Origin of the sequence: Agromyces subbeticus DSM 16689, assembly GCF_000421565.1 — a bacterium.
Taxonomy (GTDB): Bacteria; Actinomycetota; Actinomycetes; order Actinomycetales; family Microbacteriaceae; genus Agromyces; species Agromyces subbeticus.
This window is the reverse complement of sequence record NZ_ATXG01000015.1, coordinates 52,632-69,174: the sequence shown is the minus strand read 5'-3', so window position 1 is coordinate 69,174 and position 16,543 is coordinate 52,632. Positions and strand designations below refer to the sequence as shown.

Below are 16,543 nucleotides of genomic sequence, written 5' to 3'. Positions count from 1 at the left end.
GATGCCGCGCCCCCAGCGCGGCATCCGCTCTCTCCCCTACAGGCCCTACACCTCGGGAGGCGGAGCCTGGCTCTCGGTGCGCGTGACGCGCTGGCCCACCGCCGGGTCGGCAGTGCTGGTCGTGGAGATGCTCCGACGACGCATCATGAAGATGAGCCCGAGAATGACGACGATCGCGCCTGCGATCATCAAGATGTAGCCGACGAGATCGAGGTCGATCCAGTCGACGGTGACGTTCAGGGCGAAGGTGAGGATCGCCCCGATCGCCACGAGCAGAATTCCGATGCCGATGCTCATGTCATTGCTCCGTTCTGCTCGGTCACTCGCCTATTCGGTGGCGTCCTTCCACGCGTCCTTGGCCTTCTCCCCGGCCTGCTTCGCATCGGCCTTGACCTGGTCGGCCTTGCCCTCGGCTTCGAGCCGCTCGTTGTCAGTGAGCTTGCCGATGCCCTCTTTGGCCTTGCCAGTCAGTCGTTCGCCGGTGTTGCCGAGATCGTCCTTGGCGCCCATGGCATCCTCCTCAGGAATCGGTGTCGCCGGCGCGCTGCCTGAGCGCGTCGGTTCCTCCACGGTAGGCGGGTCGGCGTGACGGCGACAACGGGTTGACAACGCGGGCAACGGCGCCAATTTACGCGTTCACGCGGGATGTCGGTGGGTACTGAGACACTCTCACTATGATGACGATCGAGCTGAGGCAGACCCGGCAGCTCGCCGTGGGCGACACGCTCATCAGCGTCTCGGGCAGCAGCTACGAGGTCACGAAGCTCACACGCGTCGGTCGGGGCATCCGGGTGCACTACGTATCGGCCGAGGGTCGACCAGGGCGGTTCACCGCCGCACCCGGGGCGATCAGCCGTGTACTCGTCGGAGGTCGCGGTGCTCGACGAGCCCACGCGGCCTAAGAGTCTCGCTCAGGCGAAGAGCGGTGAGACGAATCGGCGCTCATAGCGGCGGATGCACTTCGTCTCGACGGCGAGGTTGTACGCCTCGATGCACTCGGGGTCGTCAGCGGCCGCGAGCCGGTACTGCTCGTAGTCCGCGAGCGACGGAAAGGTGAACAGCGCGAACGCCTCGTCGCTGTCGCCTTCGCTCGGCAGGAAGTAGCCGTGGTGGTCTCCCCCGAACTTGTTCACGAGACGGATCCAGCGCTGGCCGTACTCCCGGAACTCGGCGATCTTGTCTGCGTCGATCTCGTAGCGGAGGTGCACGGTGATCATCGGGATCGACTCGTTTCTGTCGTCGTGGGCTCTCGAAGCGTTCGGAGTTCGCACCGAGTATCCCGGTGACGACCGTGCCCCGTCCAATCCGGCGAGTCGCGTTGGATTCGAATCGAAGCGCCGAACCACTAACATCACCAACGTGACCAACCTCGCAAGCGCCCCAGCGACCCACTCCACCGCGGCTCCCCTCGCGCCCCGCACCAACACGCTGTCGATCGTCGCGCTGATCGCGGGATTCATGGTGCCGATCGCCGGAATCATCCTGGGTCACGTCTCGCTTTCGCAGATCAAGCGCACGCAGGAGTCCGGGCGCGGGCTCGCCCTCACCGGCCTCATCGTCGGCTACGCCATGTCGGCGTTCTTCGTCGTGTTCTTCATCGTGTGGCTCACGATGTTCGTCAGCATCCTCACGGGTACCGGTTTCGCGACGCGGTAGACCCACATCAACGTCGACGTCACCCCTCCGGACGAGCACCGACTCACGTACTCTGAAGCACGGCCGCGATATCGCGCGGACCGACGAGAGGCTTCCCCGTGAACATCACCCTGCTCCGACGATTCGTGGCAGTCGCTGAGGAGTTGCACTTCCCGCGTGCCGCAGACGCCCTCGGCATCCCGCTCGCTTCGCTGTACTCCTCGATCGAGAAGCTCGAGACCGAGGTCGGGCACCCGCTCTTCACCCGGCACGGCGAAACCCGGCTGACCAAGGTCGGAGAACTCTTCCTCGACGAGGCCAAGGCCGAGATCGCCGCGGCGCCCGCTCCCGCCGAGACCCCGGTCGTGAAGGCCGGCGGAAAGGCGAAGGCCTCGAAGGGCAAGGGTCGCGCCCCCGTCGTGAAGGGCAAGCCGAAGCCGTTCAAGAAGCGTCAGGGGCGCTGACCAGAGGTCACGGCTCGTGATCAGCCGAATCGGATGCCGCGGTCCAGCATGAACGGGACGGGATCGACCTGCGTACCGTTCTCGTACACCTCGAAGTGGAGATGGCAACCGGTCGCCGCCCCGGTTGCGCCGGACCATGCGATCTGCTGGCCGGCGAGCACCGATTGACCGACGCTCACGAGGATGCCCCCGTTGACGATATGCGCGTACCCGGTGTGTGTGGAGGTGCCATGGTCGATCCTCACCCAATTGCCGTAGGTCCCGAGCCAGCCGGCGTTGACGACCCGGCCCGCGGCCGCCGCGTAGATCGGCGCGTTGCATCCGGTACCCAGGTCGAGACCCCGATGGAAGGACTGCGTGCATCCGCCTGGAGTGCAGATGGGTGCGCGCGGACCGAAGACGTCGGTGATCCTTCCCATGGCCGGCTTCATCCACGCTGCGCAGACCGCATCCCGTCCCACGGAGTCACTGAGGACGGCCGGACCGCCGAGAAGCACGCGTGCCGTCGGCGCCAGCGCGCCGATCGCGGTCGACACCGGCTGCGGCACACACCAGTTCCGCGCGACGTAGAGGGGCCCGCCGACCACGCCGGCGAGGGCGGCACCCGCCAGCGCGTCGGCGAAGCCATCGCCGTTCGCGATGAACGCAGCTTTCACCGGAGCGCTCGCACCGAACACTGCCGCATTGATGGCGGCCGCCGTGAGGTAACGATCAGCCCCCTCGTGACGGAGCACGGTGAATCCGGCCCAAGTCAACTGCTGGGCGATCTGCGCGCTGACGGCGCCGGATCCGCCCGCGATGCGAACCGTCCGGACGCCCAACTCGGACAGGGCCGTGATCGTGCTCGGGCGTACCGATTCCCCGTCGACGAGGAAGACCGGCGCTCCGAGCGACCCGGCCGCCGCAGAGGCAGCGAGCGCGTCGGGGAAGTTGCTTCCGGTCGCGACGAACGCCTCCGCAGCCGTGGTGAACGAATCGGCTATCAGCAATTCACCGCTCTCGTAGCGATCGGCACCCCCCACCCGGCTGATGGCAGGTGCCAGCATCGCGAGTTCCTCGTAGACTCCGGCGCCGATCACGGCCTCACCGCCGACGACGACGATCCGACCGGGTGCGAGGCGCACGACCTCGTTTCGCACCGCAGTCGGCAGACCGCCGCCGTGCGTCAGTAGCAGCGGCCCGCCGAGGTGCGCCGCTGGAGCCGCCGCGCTCAACGCGTCGGGAAAATCGGCTCCGGTCGCCACGTACACGACCGGCACGTTCGGGGCGAACCGCTGCGAGATCGCGACCGACGTCGCGAATCGGTCGACGCCCGCGAGCCGGTGCACGCCTGGACCGAACGGTGCGACCGACGTCAGCGCGAACGGACTGAGCGCCGGTGGAGCGTCGTCGGGAGCGGCCGGTGCGGGAGTGAGCGACCCTGGCTCATCGGTCGGCGCTGGTGGTGGGGCCACCGGGGTGGGCGTCACCGGAGTCGTTGTGCCCGGGGCCACTTCACCGGGTGACGGTTCGTCGGGTGCCGGCGTCTCCCGATCGGGCTCGTCAGGAGGCGGCGCCTCGGTTGAGGGCAGCGGGTCGGTCGTCGCGGGCGGATCGCCCTGCGACCCCACCGATTCTCCCGCCCACGCCGGACTGGTTCCGAACCCGATGATGACGGCCGCGGCGATCGCGACGGCCCACCCCTGTTGCTTGCCACGCACAGCGTGCCCCCTCCCCCATGCGAAGGGCGGAATACTGCCGAGGTCATCCTCGGCCCGACCATTCGCACTTCGCAGTGTACGGGTGGAGCACGGGCCGGCACAGGATCACACGTTGAAGCGGAACTCCACCACGTCGCCGTCGTGCATGACGTAGTCCTTGCCCTCCATGCGCGCCTTGCCCTTGGCACGCGCCTCGGCGACCGAACCGGTCTCCACGAGGTCGGCGAACGAGATGACCTCGGCCTTGATGAAGCCGCGCTCGAAGTCGGTGTGGATGACCCCGGCCGCCTGCGGCGCCTTCGCGCCCTTCGGGATAGTCCAGGCCCGCGACTCCTTCGGCCCCGCGGTCAGGTAGGTCTGCAGGCCGAGCGTGTCGAAGCCGATGCGGGCGAGCTGGTTCAGGCCCGACTCCTCCTGGCCGGTCGAGGCGAGCAGTTCCGCGGCATCGGCGGGGTCGAGGTCGATGAGCTCCGACTCGATCTTGGCGTCGAGGAACACGGCTTCGGCCGGAGCGACGAGAGCAGAGAGCTCGGCCTTGCGCGCGTCATCGGTCAACACGGCCTCGTCGACGTTGAACACGTAGATGAAGGGCTTGGCGGTCAGCAGACCGAGCTCCCTGATGGGTTCGAGGTCGACGGATGCCGCGGAGAGTGGGATGCCCTTCTGCAGCACGTCGAGCGCGGCCTTCGCCGCTTCGGGCACCGAGGGGTCGATCTTCTTGCCCTTGAGCTCTTTCTCGTAGCGCGGGATCGCGCGCTCGAGCGTCTCGAGGTCGGCGAAGATCAACTCGGTGTTGATCGTCTCCATGTCGGCCTTGGGGTCGACGGTGCCCTCGACGTGCACGACATCGTCGTCGGTGAAGCCGCGCACCACTTGCGCGATGGCATCGGCTTCGCGGATGTTCGCGAGGAACTTGTTGCCGAGGCCCTCGCCCTCGGACGCGCCGCGCACGATGCCGGCGATGTCGACGAACGACACGGCGGCGGGCAGAATTCGCTCGGAGCCGAAGATTCCGGCGAGCACATCGAGCCGCGGGTCGGGCAGGTTCACCACGCCGATGTTCGGTTCGATCGTCGCGAAGGGGTAGTTCGCCGCGAGCACCTGATTCTTGGTCAGTGCGTTGAACAGGGTGGACTTGCCGACGTTGGGCAGACCGACGATACCGATAGTGAGAGCCACGGGGGTCTATCGTACCGGCAGCCCGCCGAGGCATCCGTTCGGCGACTACTCGGCGAGCACCGCGCGGAAGCACCGGGTGATGTAGGGCACCACGAGATCGTCGGCGCCCGCGAGGTCGGGATGCGTCTCGAGCAGCGTCTCGAGGGCGGCGATCGTCGCGTGCTGCTCTTCCGACGGAGCCGTGATGAAGTAGCTGCGCGAGCGCACGAGATCGAGGAAGGCCTCGCGCGACATCCGTGCGCCCCACTCGACCGAGTGCTCCGTGATCTCGCCGAACGGCGGCCCGACCTTCACGTAACTCTCGAACGTGGCGCTCGCATCGTGCCGCTCGTGCATGATCTCGCCCGCCTCGTGCAACCAGGCGACGCTCGTGTCGCGGCTGTTCCACACGAGGCCGAGCACGCCGCCGGGCTTCAGCACCCGCGCGATCTCGGGAATTGCGCGCTCGGGCTGGAACCAGTGCCAGGCCTGGCCGGCGACCACCGCATCGACGGCGTCGTCTTCGATGGGGATGTCCTCTGCCGTGCCGAGAATACGCGGCACGCCGGGCACGGCGACCTCGAGCTCCTCGAGCATCTCCTCCACCGGGTCGACGGCGATCACCTCGCGGTCGAGGGCGACGAGCGCCTCGGTGAGCTTGCCGGTGCCGGCCCCCAGGTCGAGCACCCGCTTGGCATCGCCGATGAGCCATGCGATCGCGTCGACGGGGTAGCCGGGCCGGGCCTGATGGTAGACGGATGCCGCTGCACCGAACGATCGCGCACTCTCGAGCGTCGCGGGGTCGCTCGGGTCGGCGACCAGGCCGTGCTCGCCCGACGGGTGCGGCTCGGATCGCTCAGTCATGATCGGTTCCTCTGCTCGTGCGGACTTCCCGTCCACGGCCATTTCATGCCCTGCGCGAGGCATCCGTCAACCTCGGCGTTCGCGACGCGCGGTGCACGGCGTCGAGTCGTGTCGGCTGGACATGGGACGATGCCTGTGTGCCAGTGGACTTCACCGCGATCGACTTCGAAACCGCCAACTCCTCTGGCGCCTCCGCCTGTTCGGTCGGGCTCGTGAAGGTGAGGGGCGGCCTCGTCGTCGAACGAGAGCACCGCTACATCCGCCCGCCGTTCCCGCACAACGAGTTCTCGGAGTGGAACGTGCGCATCCACGGCATCACGCCCGACATGGTGGCCGGCGCCGGCGACTGGTCGGTGCACCTGCCAGCGCTACGCGAGTTCGCCGGCGACGACATGCTCGTGGCCCACAACGCGGGCTTCGACATGGGCGTCATCGCCAAGACGTCGACGGCGCTCGGACTCGCGGTTCCCGACTTCCGCTATCTCTGCAGCCTGCAGGTCGCGCGTCGCACCTACCACCTCGACTCCTACCGGCTGCCGGTCGCGGCGATGGCGGCCGGCTTCGAGGGCTTCTCGCATCACGACGCGCTCGCCGACGCCGAGGCGTGCGCCGCGATCATCGTGCACGCTGCGGCCCGGCACGACATCGACGACCTCGATCGGCTCGCACACATCACCCGGGTGAAGATCGGCGCCATCGGGCCGGTCGCCACTCGCGACGACCGGGCAGCCCACGGCCCCATGGCCCTGCAGTAGCGGCCCGCCGGGCCCGCAACCAGGCGATGTCGGCGGCCCCTGCGACACTGTGGGAATGGACATCATCGCGCTCGTCATCGGCCTTCTCGTCGGCGGCGCCATCGGCGCGCTCGTGGTCGCGCTGCTCATGCAGCGCCGCACTGCGCAGACCGCCGCAGAGCAGCCCGTCAGCGAAGATCCAGCGCTGATCGAAGCACGTCACCAGGCGCAGCTCGCCGAGGTGCGCGCGGCCGAGGCCGTGGCGCTGTCCGAACTGCGCGCGCACGAACTCGAGGTTCGAGCGAGTCTGCAGGCCGAGCTCGCCTCGACCCTCTCGACGGTCGACGCCCTCGAGAAGCAGATCGACGAGCATCGCGCCCGGTACCGCGACCTCATCGAGCAGCAGCGCACCGACCAGACCGAACGCACCGAGCGCGAGAAGCGCGAGAGCGCCGTGCTGCAGGCACTCAGCCCTGTTCGCGAGACCCTGCAGACGATGCAGGCCAAGGTCACCGAGCTCGAGCGCCAGCGCAGCGAGCAATACGGCTCGCTCGCCGAGCAGCTGAAGCAGGCGCAACTGTCCGACGCCGAGCTTCGGGCCACGACCGAGTCACTGGCCTCTGCGCTCCGCTCCAACAGCACTCGCGGCGTGTGGGGCGAGACTCAGCTGCGCCGAGTGGTCGAGGCGGCCGGGCTCACGCAGTACGTCGACTTCTACACGCAGCAGAGCATCGTGACCGACGCCGGCTCCGGGCGGCCCGACATGGTCGTGCGCCTTCCGGGCGGCAAGTCCATCCCCCTCGATGCCAAGGTGCCCCTCGAGCACTACCTCGAAGCGAGCCAGATCGCGGTCACCGCCACCGGTGAAGAAGGTGCGCGGCGCAAAGAACTCGTGAACCGCCATGTGAAGGCCGTGCGCGGGCACATCGACGCGCTCGCCAAGAAGACCTACTGGGAGGGGCTCGACGCGAGTCCCGAGTTCGTCATCGCATTCATTCCGAGTGAATCGCTGCTGTCGTCGGCCCTCGAGGCCGACCCCGCGTTGCTCGACTACGCCTTCGGCAAGCGCGTCGCACTCGCCTCTCCAGTCAACCTGTGGGCCGTGCTGAAGACCGTCGCGTTCACCTGGCAGCAGCAGGCGGTCTCCAATGAGGCGAAGAAGCTCTTCGACCTCGGCAACACGCTCTATCAGCGCATCGGCACCTTGGCCGGTCACGCCGACGGCCTGCGCAAGGCGATCGAACGCACGGTCGACAGCTACAACAAGTTCGCCAACTCACTCGAGACTCGCGTGCTGGTGACGGCGCGGCAGTTCCCGGGCATCGACGAGACGAAGATCGAACTCCTCACCACGCCGGCGGCGGTGCACGAGCAGCCGCGTCGGCTGACCGCGCCCGAGATCACCGGCAACGGTGGCGCCGACGAGCGCGACGCGTTCGACGAGCGCGACGCCGGCGGCGAGCCGCTCCTCGAGCTCGATCCAGAGATCCGCTCGATCTAGCCGCAGCGGCGCATCGAGCGAGCCTGAAAGCGGCTCCGCGGAGCCGTTCGCGTCAGCCGACGATCGTCAGCTGACGATCACACTCAGCACGTTGCCCGCCGGGTCGGTGAACCAGGCGATGTCCGGTCCTTGGCCGCTCACCGAACCACGCGCGATGCCGCGTTCGTCGGTGCCGAAGTCGTCGGGTGCGGTGTAGATCTTCGTCACGACTCCCGCAGCATTCAGCTCATCGACGGCATGGTCGATGTCGTCGACCACGAGGTTCAAGATCGTGAAGCTCGCGGGCTCGTGATTCGGCTTCGGGTAGATGAACACCCCCTGGCCTGACGGCAGGGTGACACCCAGCGCTCCCGCGCCGGGTTCGTCATCGACCGGCAACCCCAACTTCGTACCGTAGAACTCGCGGGCCGCATCGATGTCGTCGACGCTGAACCCGGGGAATGCATCTCGCACCGTGACCATCGTGATCTCCTCTCGGCGATGAGCGCGCCGCTCCTGCGCGTGCGCACCTCTTTCCCAGACTTGCACGAGGCTCGTCGCGCGTCGACCCCTGACGAAGCCAGTCGCACGCTCGACACTGCCGGTCCGACGTCGCGCAGCCGGTGGCACGGCCGCGCGACGCCAGGAACGCCCGGGCCTAGCGGTTCTTGAGGTCGGTCTGCGTCTCATCGGAGTCATGTGGCTCGTCGACGGGCGTTTCGAATCCGGCAGCAGTGCCCGCCCCAGTCACGGGCTCGGCATCGATCATCGCGTCGAGCGGATGCGCGAGCTCGTCTCGGCCGAGACGCGCGAACGCGAGCGTGACGATCGCGAGCAGGGGCGCGGCGAGGCCGGCGATGAGGAACGCGGGCGCGATGCCGATCGACTCCCCCACCGGCCCGGCGACCGCCATCGAGATCGGCATGAGCGCGAGCGAGACGAAGAAGTCGAGGCTCGAGACACGGCCGAGCATCGCCGGCGGCACCCGGCGCTGCAGCAGCGTGCCCCCGACGACACTGGCGCCCGAGAACAGCAGGCCGCAGATGAAGAGCGCGACGACCATGACCCAGAGCCACGAGGTGAAGCCGATGATCGCGAGCGGAAGCCCGCCGAATCCCCACGCCAGGATCATCAACGTCAGGTAGCGCCGTGGCAGTCGCATCGATGCGACCGCCAATGAGCCCACCGCGCCGCCGACGCCGAATGCGGCGAGCGCGAGCGCGAACGCGCCCGCGCCGCCGCCGGTCTGGTCTTTCACCGCGAACGGCAGCAGCACCTCGATCGGGCCCATGATCATGAACACCAGCAGGATCGAGAACACGAGCGTCGCGAAGAGCCACCGCGTGCGCAACAGGTAGGCGAACCCGTCGCGCAGGTCGATGAAGGTCTGGCGCACGGGATGCACCGGCGGCCCGTCGAGCTCGCGCCGAACCGGTGTCGTGCGCATCGCCGCGAGCACTGCGGCTGCGACCACCTGCAGCCCGGCCACCACCGCGAACGCGAGCCACGGCCCCTGCATCGCGATGAGCGCGCTCGCGACGGCAGGGCCTGCGGCATTCATCACCGACGGCCGCAGCACTCCTTCGATTCCGTTGGCGGCGAGCAACTGCCCCTCGGGCAGGATGGCGGGCAGCCACGCCGAGTAGGCCGGGTAGAAGAACCCGTCGGCGAGGCCGAGCGCGAACGAGATGAGCGCGATGTGCCAGACCTCGATGATTCCGGTGATGGCGAGGAAGGCGGCCACCGAGAACCCGACGCCGCGCACGATCTCGACGGTCAGGAGGATGCGCCGCTGCGGGATGCGATCGGCCGCGACCCCGCCGAAGAGCACGGCCAGCACGAGTCCGAGGCTGGAGCCGACGGCGACGAGCGAGAGGTCGATCGGCGTACCGCCGAGTTCGACGACCTGCCAGACGGCCGACACGATCCAGGCGCCGGCGCTCAGCAGCGACGCGGCGAGCGCGGCCGTCAACAGGCGGTACTGGCTCGAACCGAAGGGCCGCAGCGCGCGCGGAAGACGTTCGACGGTGGTCATTCGTCCATCATGTCGCGCGCCACCGTCGCCGGACGCACGCGCCGGCAGACGGCCGCTCAGAGCAGATCGTCGACGAGCCACTTCTCGGCGAGGTGATCGGCCCGCACCCGGCGGATCGTGCCCGACTTGCCGCGCAGCACGATCGACTCGGTGCGAATGATCGGCCCTCTGCGCGAGACGCCGTCGACGAGTTCGCCGTCGGTGACGCCGGTCGCGACGAAGAACGTGTTGTCGCCCTTCACGAGGTCGTCGAGTTCGTAGACCTGGTCGCAGTCGAGCCCCGCCGCCTCGCCGCGCGCGCGCTCCGCATCGTCACCCGGCGCGAGCCGGCCCTGCATGAACCCGCCGAGCGCCTTGATCGCGCACGAGGTCGTAATGCCTTCCGGGCTGCCGCCGATGCCGACGCACATGTCGATGCGCGAGTCGTAGCGTGCGGCGTTGATGCCGCCGGCGACGTCGCCGTCGCTGATGAGGCGAGTGCCCGCCCCCGCCGCGCGGATGTCGGCGATGAGCTGTTCGTGCCGCGGCCGGTTGAGCACGGCCACGCGCATCTCGCCGACCTGCTTGCCCTTCGCCGCCGCGAGAGCCCGCAGGTTCTCGCCGATGGGCTTCCGGATGTCGACGACGCCGATGCCCGAGGCATCCGTGACGATCTTGTCCATATAGAAGACGGACGACGCGTCGAGCATCGATCCGCGGTCGGAGACCGCGATGACCGAGAGCGCGTTCTGGCGGCCGGCCGCCGTGAGCGAGGTGCCGTCGATCGGGTCGACCGCGATGTCGCACGCGGGGCCGCGACCGTTGCCGACGCGCTCGCCGTTGAAGAGCATGGGCGCTGCGTCTTTCTCGCCCTCGCCGATCACGACGACGCCGTCGAAGTTCACGGTGCCGAGGAAGGCGCGCATCGCGTCGACGGCTGCGCCGTCGGCGCCGAGCTTGTCGCCTCGGCCGATCCACGGGTACGAGCGGATCGCCGCGGCCTCGGTGGCGCGCACGAGCTCGAGGGCGATGTTTCGGTCGGGGTGCAAGAAGAGACTTGCCGTATCGGTGCTCACCATCGAGGGTCCTCCCGGACGCTAGTGCGGTCGGCCGTCACGGCCGGCCTGGAACGATCGTCTCCAGCCTAGGCAGCGACGGCACAGAACGAGCGGGAGTTCAGCGTCAGAGCGATGAAAGAATGTGCATTCTTAAGATCTCAATCAGTTCGAGCGCACCTCGGCGACGACGCGGTCGACGCCCGGTCCGGCGTGCCAGGTCGCCGCGACCGCACCGCCGTCGGGCGTGCTGCGCACCCCGGCGATGACCTCGCCGCCGGGTGCACACTCGGTCACCGCGCTCAGGAAGATCCACGCTGGAGCGGCGCAGAGCTCGGTGAGCGGCCAGACGCGGGCGAGGTCGAGGCCGGCCGCGAGCACCCTCGAGCGCTCGGCCTCCGACTGCGGCGCGAGCCTCGCCCACATCGAACCGCCGAGGGCTCGCACGGCGGCGGCGGTCAGCACGCCTTCGGGCGCCCCGCCGATGCCCGACACGAGGTCGAGGCCCGTGCCCGGTTGCGCGGCGCGAAGGCTGCGCTCGACGTCGCCGTGCACGAAGAGCTCGACGGATGCCCCTGCGGCCCGCGCCTCGGCGGCGAACCGCTCGTTCCTCGGCCGCTCCTGCACCGCGACGCGCACCTCGGCGGGCGTGACACCCCGTGCCGTCGCGATGCGGGCGACGAGCTCGCCGACCGGGGCGCCGGCCGGGGCATCCGGAAACCACGTCACGTGCTTCTCGAGGTAGTGGGCGGCACCGAGCGCGGCGAGGGAACCGCGCGGCGCCACCGCGAGCACGGCCATCGCGCCAGGCGCGCCGGCCGCCGCGAGCCGGGTGCCGTCAACGGGGTCGACGGCGAGGTCGATGAGCGGAGCATCGCCGTCACTGCGGCCGAACCGCTCCCCCACGAACAGCATCGGCGCTTCGTCCTTCTCGCCCTCGCCGACCACGACCAAGCCGTCGACCGTCAGTTCGCCGAGTGCCCGGCGCAATGCCTCAACAGCGAGCGCGTCGATGCCATGTCCGTCGCCAGAGCCCACGAGCGGCGCGGCGGCGAGCGCGGCGAGCGCCGTGGCACGACGGAAACCGTCGACGAGGCCGAGCTCGGCGAGGCGGAGCGGATCGGATGGGGTCGGCATCCGTCCATCCTGCCGCACGCGTGCGCAGCGGCATCCGACACCTGAGCACCCCTCGGCTAGTCGGTAGACTCGACTCCAAACCCCACCGTCGTCCGAAGGAGCACCATGCCCATCGCAACACCTGAGCAGTACGCCGAGATGCTGGACACCGCGAAGGCCAAGGGCTTCGCGTTCCCGGCCTTCAACGTCTCCTCCTCGCAGACGCTCAACGCGGTGCTGCAGGGCCTCACCGAGGCGGGCTCCGACGGCATCATCCAGGTCACGACGGGCGGCGCCGACTACTTCGCCGGTCACACCGTCAAGGCCCGCGCCACCGGCGCACTCGCCTTCGCTCGCTTCGCGCACGAGGTCGCCAAGAATTACCCGATCACGGTCGCCCTGCACACCGACCATTGCCCGAAGCCGGCCCTCGCCGACTTCGTGTTCCCGCTCATCGAGGCCTCCGAGGCCGAGGTCAAGGCGGGCCGCAACCCGATCTTCCAGTCCCACATGTGGGACGGCTCGGCCGTGCCGCTCGGCGAGAACCTCGAGATCGCGAAAGAGATCCTGCCTCGCATGAAGGCGATCAGCGCCATTCTCGAGGTCGAGATCGGCGTCGTCGGCGGCGAAGAAGACGGCGTCAGCCACGACATCAACGACAGCCTCTACACGACGCTCGACGACGCGATCGCAACGGTCGAGGCACTCGGTCTCGGCGAGCAGGGCCGTTACATGGCCGCCCTCACCTTCGGCAACGTGCACGGCGTCTACGCGCCCGGCAACGTGAAGCTGCGCCCCGAGCTCCTGAAAGACATCCAAGACGGCCTCGCAGCGAAGTACTCCACGGGCGCGAAGCCGCTCGACCTCGTCTTCCACGGCGGCTCGGGCTCGACCGACGCCGAGATCGCCGAGGCCGTCGCCAACGGCGTGGTCAAGATGAACATCGACACCGACACGCAGTACGCCTACACCCGGGCGATCGCCGACTACATGTTCTCGAACTACGACGGCGTGCTGAAGGTCGACGGCGGCGTCGGCAACAAGAAGCAGTACGACCCGCGCGCATGGGGCAAGGTCGCCGAGACCGCCATGGCGGTGCGCGTCGGCGAGTCGACGCGTCAGCTCGGCTCCGCTGCCCAGTCGATCACCGCGTAAGCACCGGATGTCGCAGCACGAGGCCGCTCGCACGCCCGACGAATCGGGCGACTCCGGGGCGACTCACGACGGCACGGTGAACCCGCCCGCCGTGCCGTCGCCGCCGCGAGACGAGCGGCCTCGTCCGCAATACGGCGAGTACGCCCCTGAGGGGTGGACCTGGACGCCACCGGTCGATGATCGCGGTGCGCCGGCGGCAGCTGCCGCTTCGGCTGCCGCGACCGCGCCGAAACGCACGCCCGGGCGCGACCGGCCGGCGAAGTCCCCCTCGGGCGCGAGCAGCACGGCCGGCCGATCGAACGACGAGCTCGCGGCATCCGCGCTGCCGCTCGTCCGCCCCGAGCGCTCGGTCGACCGCATGATCACGATCGGCCTGCTCGTGATCGGCGCGTTCGGCGCCTGGAGCACCGCTTCGGGCCTGCAGCAGCTCCCCCAACAGATTCAGCTCGTGTACACGCAGCAGGGCATCGGCGACTTCACGCCTGGCGCGTCGATGCCGACGATCATCCTGGTGGGAACGCTCGTGCAGCTCGCCATCTACGCGGCGACGCTCGGTCTCTCGATCCGGCGGCTCCGCCGTCGTCGCATGGCGTTCTGGATCCCCATCGTCGGCGGCGCGGTGTCGTTCATCGCGATGATGGTGCTCATGAGCATCGTCTTCTTCGCCGACCCCACGTTCATGGAGTACGTCGGAACAACCGTCGGCGGCTGATCCGCGCGCGACGTCGGCACTCGCAGCGCCGGCGGCCCGGGCGTGGTCAGCTCTGCGCGCTGACCCGGCCGCCGATCGCCCGTGCGTCGGTCTTGCCGGCGAGGTCTTTGCGCAGCTCTTTCGGCAGCGAGAACATCAGGTCTTCCTCGGCCGTCTTGACCTCGGCGACCTCGCCGTAGCCGGCGTCGGCGAGCGCGTCGAGCAGCTCTTTCACGAGTTCTTCGGGCACGGATGCCCCGCTCGTCACGCCGACCGTCTCGACCCCGTCGAGCCACTCCTGCTTGACCTCGCTCGCGTAGTCGACCCGGTAGGCCGCCTTCGCGCCGTACTCGAGGGCGACCTCGACGAGCCGAACGCTGTTCGAGCTGTTGGCCGAACCCACGACGATGACGAGATCGGCGTCGCGGGCGACCTTCTTGATGGCCACCTGGCGGTTCTGGGTGGCGTAGCAGATGTCGTCGGAGGGCGGGTCTTGAAGATTCGGGAACCGCTCGCGCAGGCGCCGCACCGTCTCCATGGTCTCGTCGACCGAGAGGGTCGTCTGCGAGAGCCACACGACCTTGTCGGGGTCTTGCACCACGATGTTGTCGACGTCGTCGGGGCTGTTGACGATCGTGACGTGATCAGGCGCCTCGCCCGCCGTGCCCTCGACCTCTTCGTGCCCTTCGTGGCCGATCAACAGGATCTCGAAGTCGTCACGAGCGAACCGCACGGCCTCTCGGTGAACCTTGGTGACGAGCGGACAGGTCGCGTCGATGGCGTGCAGGCCGCGATCGGCGGCGGCATTGACCACGGCCGGGGAGACTCCGTGCGCGCTGAAGACGATGTGGGCGCCCGCGGGCACCTCGTCGACTTCTTCGACGAAGATGGCGCCCATCGCCTCGAGTTCGGTGACGACGTGGATGTTGTGCACGATCTGCTTGCGCACGTAGACCGGTGCCCCGTAGTGCTCGAGCGCCTTCTCGACGGCGATCACCGCACGATCGACGCCGGCGCAGTAGCCGCGCGGCGCTGCGAGCAGCACGCGCTTGTGTCCGGGGACCGGGTTATCCTTGAGCCGGCCGCGCACGCCCGGAACTCTGGGCATGCCGAGGCCGATTCGCGGGGTGTCCGTAGTGCTCGTCACGGTTCCCATCCTACGCGGCGGAAGCTGGGCGAGCGGCTTGAGAGGCCTCATGACGGATGCACCGGCGACACGCGATGCACCGTGGCCGGTCGCGCTCCTCTCCGGCAAGCTCAAGCAGTACATCGATCGCCTCGGCACGGTGTGGGTCGAGGGCGAGATCACCCAGTGGGGCGTCTCGGGCGGAAACGTCTACGGCAAGCTGAAAGATTGCGACGCCGACGCGACGCTGTCGTTCCAGGTCTGGTCGTCGGTGCGCGCGCGATTCGACGAGCAGTTCAAGCAGGGCGACCGGGTGATCGCCCTCGTGAAGCCCAACTGGTGGGTCAAGGGCGGCTCGTTGTCGATGCAGGTCTTCGAGCTGAAGCACGTCGGCCTCGGCGACCTGCTCGAACGGCTCGAGCGACTGCGCAGCCAGCTCGCCGCCGAGGGCCTCTTCGAGGCCGCTCGCAAGCGCAGGCTGCCGTTCCTTCCGGGCGTCGTGGGGCTCATCACCGGCAAAGACAGCGACGCTGAGAAAGACGTGCTGCGCAACGCCCGGCTCCGCTGGCCGGCGGTCGAGTTCCGGGTCGTGCACGCCGCCGTCCAGGGCGACCGCACGGTGCCAGAGGTCGTCGCGGCGATCGAGCGCCTCGACGCCGATCCGCAGGTCGAGGTCATCATCGTCGCCCGTGGCGGCGGTGACTTCCAGAACCTGCTCGGCTTCAGCGACGAGCGGGTCGTGCGGGCGGCGGCTGTGGCATTCACCCCCATCGTCTCGGCGATCGGGCACGAAGCCGATCGCCCGCTGCTCGACGAGGTCGCCGACCTGCGGGCCTCGACGCCGACGGATGCCGCGAAGCGCGTCGTTCCCGACGTGAACGAAGAGCTCGTGCGCGTCGGGCAAGCCCGCGCCCGGCTCGGCATGCGGCTGCAGGCTGTCCTCTCCCGCGAGATCGACCGCATCGGCCACTTGCGCTCGCGACCGGCGCTCGCCGAGACCTCGTGGATCGTCGACCGCCGCGCCGAAGACCTGACCCGATGGGTCGCGCGCGGCGCCGAGCTCGTCGAACGCTCGATCGATCGGCAGACGCACCGGGTCGCCGAACTGCGCGGGCATCTGCGGGCGCTCTCGCCGCAAGCGACGCTCGACCGCGGCTACGCCATCGTGCAGGGCGCCGACGGCCACGTCGTTCGCGGCCCCGCCGGTGCGCCCGAAGGCGCAGAGCTCACCGTCACGCTCGCCGAGGGGGCGCTCGCCGCGGTCTCACGCGGGGCGGTGCCGTCGCCGCACGATTCGGCCTCGGGGGCTACGACGGCGCAACGCGAGCCCGTCGGCGGTGGCGAATAGAAT

General features: G+C 69.0%; 19 protein-coding genes. 8 read left to right on the top strand and 11 right to left on the bottom strand.

From position 1 onward, the window contains the following. Positions 1 to 45 precede the first annotated feature (45 nt). Entirely contained in the window at positions 46 to 297 is a 252-nt protein-coding gene (locus H521_RS0117140; RefSeq protein WP_022894245.1) for a DUF6458 family protein, read from the bottom strand. Between the two features lie 30 nt (positions 298 to 327). Continuing rightward, entirely contained in the window at positions 328 to 510 is a 183-nt protein-coding gene (locus tag H521_RS0117135) for a CsbD family protein (RefSeq protein ID WP_022894244.1), read from the bottom strand. A 164-nt stretch (positions 511 to 674) separates the two neighbouring features. Between H521_RS0117135 and H521_RS0117130 the strand changes: the two genes are divergently transcribed. Next, complete coding sequence (locus H521_RS0117130) at positions 675 to 902, top strand: hypothetical protein (RefSeq protein WP_022894243.1); 228 nt, start codon at positions 675 to 677, stop codon at positions 900 to 902. Positions 903 to 911: 9 nt separating this feature from the next. Here the strand turns inward: H521_RS0117130 and H521_RS0117125 are convergent, their stop codons facing one another. After that, positions 912 to 1,217 (bottom strand): NIPSNAP family protein, encoded by a 306-nt coding sequence (locus H521_RS0117125; protein WP_022894242.1) that lies wholly within the window; start codon positions 1,215 to 1,217, stop codon positions 912 to 914. A 142-nt stretch (positions 1,218 to 1,359) separates the two neighbouring features. Between H521_RS0117125 and H521_RS24050 the strand changes: the two genes are divergently transcribed. Then, on the top strand, positions 1,360 to 1,656 hold the full coding sequence (locus H521_RS24050; protein ID WP_022894241.1) for a DUF4190 domain-containing protein: 297 nt from the start codon (positions 1,360 to 1,362) through the stop codon (positions 1,654 to 1,656). Between the two features lie 98 nt (positions 1,657 to 1,754). Beyond that, a complete protein-coding gene (locus tag H521_RS0117115) occupies positions 1,755 to 2,099 on the top strand; it encodes a LysR family transcriptional regulator (protein WP_022894240.1) in 345 nt (114 codons plus the stop codon). Positions 2,100 to 2,119: 20 nt separating this feature from the next. Here H521_RS0117115 and H521_RS25160 read toward each other — a convergent pair whose 3' ends face one another. The 3 genes from H521_RS25160 to H521_RS0117100 form a co-directional block, all read right to left on the bottom strand. Next, the gene (locus tag H521_RS25160) at positions 2,120 to 3,427 is read right to left on the bottom strand and encodes a cell wall-binding repeat-containing protein (RefSeq protein ID WP_281167459.1); all 1,308 of its coding nucleotides are present in this window, start codon (positions 3,425 to 3,427) and stop codon (positions 2,120 to 2,122) included. A gap of 477 nt (positions 3,428 to 3,904) precedes the next feature. Then, positions 3,905 to 4,978 (bottom strand): redox-regulated ATPase YchF, encoded by a 1,074-nt coding sequence (gene ychF / locus H521_RS0117105; protein WP_022894238.1) that lies wholly within the window; start codon positions 4,976 to 4,978, stop codon positions 3,905 to 3,907. A 45-nt stretch (positions 4,979 to 5,023) separates the two neighbouring features. Next, positions 5,024 to 5,821 carry a class I SAM-dependent methyltransferase gene (locus H521_RS0117100; protein ID WP_084512576.1) on the bottom strand — a complete coding sequence of 266 codons (798 nt, stop codon included), beginning with the start codon at positions 5,819 to 5,821 and terminating at the stop codon, positions 5,024 to 5,026. 137 nt (positions 5,822 to 5,958) lie between these two features. Between H521_RS0117100 and H521_RS0117095 the strand changes: the two genes are divergently transcribed. Next, complete coding sequence (locus H521_RS0117095) at positions 5,959 to 6,576, top strand: exonuclease domain-containing protein (protein WP_022894236.1); 618 nt, start codon at positions 5,959 to 5,961, stop codon at positions 6,574 to 6,576. A 55-nt stretch (positions 6,577 to 6,631) separates the two neighbouring features. After that, positions 6,632 to 8,056 carry a DNA recombination protein RmuC gene (locus H521_RS24035; RefSeq protein ID WP_084512561.1) on the top strand — a complete coding sequence of 475 codons (1,425 nt, stop codon included), beginning with the start codon at positions 6,632 to 6,634 and terminating at the stop codon, positions 8,054 to 8,056. A 66-nt stretch (positions 8,057 to 8,122) separates the two neighbouring features. Here the strand turns inward: H521_RS24035 and H521_RS0117085 are convergent, their stop codons facing one another. The 4 genes from H521_RS0117085 to H521_RS24025 all read right to left on the bottom strand — a co-directional run bounded on the left by H521_RS0117085 (position 8,123) and on the right by H521_RS24025 (position 12,241). Continuing rightward, positions 8,123 to 8,518: a VOC family protein gene (locus H521_RS0117085; protein WP_022894235.1), complete on the bottom strand. Its 396-nt coding sequence runs from the start codon at positions 8,516 to 8,518 to the stop codon at positions 8,123 to 8,125. Between the two features lie 175 nt (positions 8,519 to 8,693). Next, entirely contained in the window at positions 8,694 to 10,070 is a 1,377-nt protein-coding gene (locus tag H521_RS24030; protein WP_022894234.1) for an MFS transporter, read from the bottom strand. Between the two features lie 56 nt (positions 10,071 to 10,126). Continuing rightward, a complete protein-coding gene (gene glpX, locus H521_RS0117075) occupies positions 10,127 to 11,128 on the bottom strand; it encodes a class II fructose-bisphosphatase (protein ID WP_022894233.1) in 1,002 nt (333 codons plus the stop codon). Positions 11,129 to 11,269: 141 nt separating this feature from the next. Next, the gene (locus H521_RS24025) at positions 11,270 to 12,241 is read right to left on the bottom strand and encodes a fructose-bisphosphatase class II (protein ID WP_022894232.1); all 972 of its coding nucleotides are present in this window, start codon (positions 12,239 to 12,241) and stop codon (positions 11,270 to 11,272) included. A 105-nt stretch (positions 12,242 to 12,346) separates the two neighbouring features. Between H521_RS24025 and fbaA the strand changes: the two genes are divergently transcribed. Together fbaA and H521_RS0117060 are read left to right on the top strand one after the other, a co-directional pair. Further along, entirely contained in the window at positions 12,347 to 13,375 is a 1,029-nt protein-coding gene (gene fbaA, locus H521_RS0117065) for a class II fructose-bisphosphate aldolase (RefSeq protein WP_022894231.1), read from the top strand. A gap of 7 nt (positions 13,376 to 13,382) precedes the next feature. Next, the gene (locus tag H521_RS0117060) at positions 13,383 to 14,087 is read left to right on the top strand and encodes a DUF6264 family protein (RefSeq protein WP_022894230.1); all 705 of its coding nucleotides are present in this window, start codon (positions 13,383 to 13,385) and stop codon (positions 14,085 to 14,087) included. A 46-nt stretch (positions 14,088 to 14,133) separates the two neighbouring features. Here H521_RS0117060 and H521_RS0117055 read toward each other — a convergent pair whose 3' ends face one another. Continuing rightward, positions 14,134 to 15,174, bottom strand: coding sequence for a 4-hydroxy-3-methylbut-2-enyl diphosphate reductase (locus tag H521_RS0117055; protein ID WP_026482423.1), 1,041 nt, complete (start codon positions 15,172 to 15,174; stop codon positions 14,134 to 14,136). A gap of 88 nt (positions 15,175 to 15,262) precedes the next feature. On the opposite strand from H521_RS0117055, the gene xseA reads away from it, so the two are divergent. Beyond that, complete coding sequence (gene xseA, locus H521_RS24020; protein ID WP_022894228.1) at positions 15,263 to 16,540, top strand: exodeoxyribonuclease VII large subunit; 1,278 nt, start codon at positions 15,263 to 15,265, stop codon at positions 16,538 to 16,540. The last annotated feature ends 3 nt before the right edge of the window (positions 16,541 to 16,543 follow it).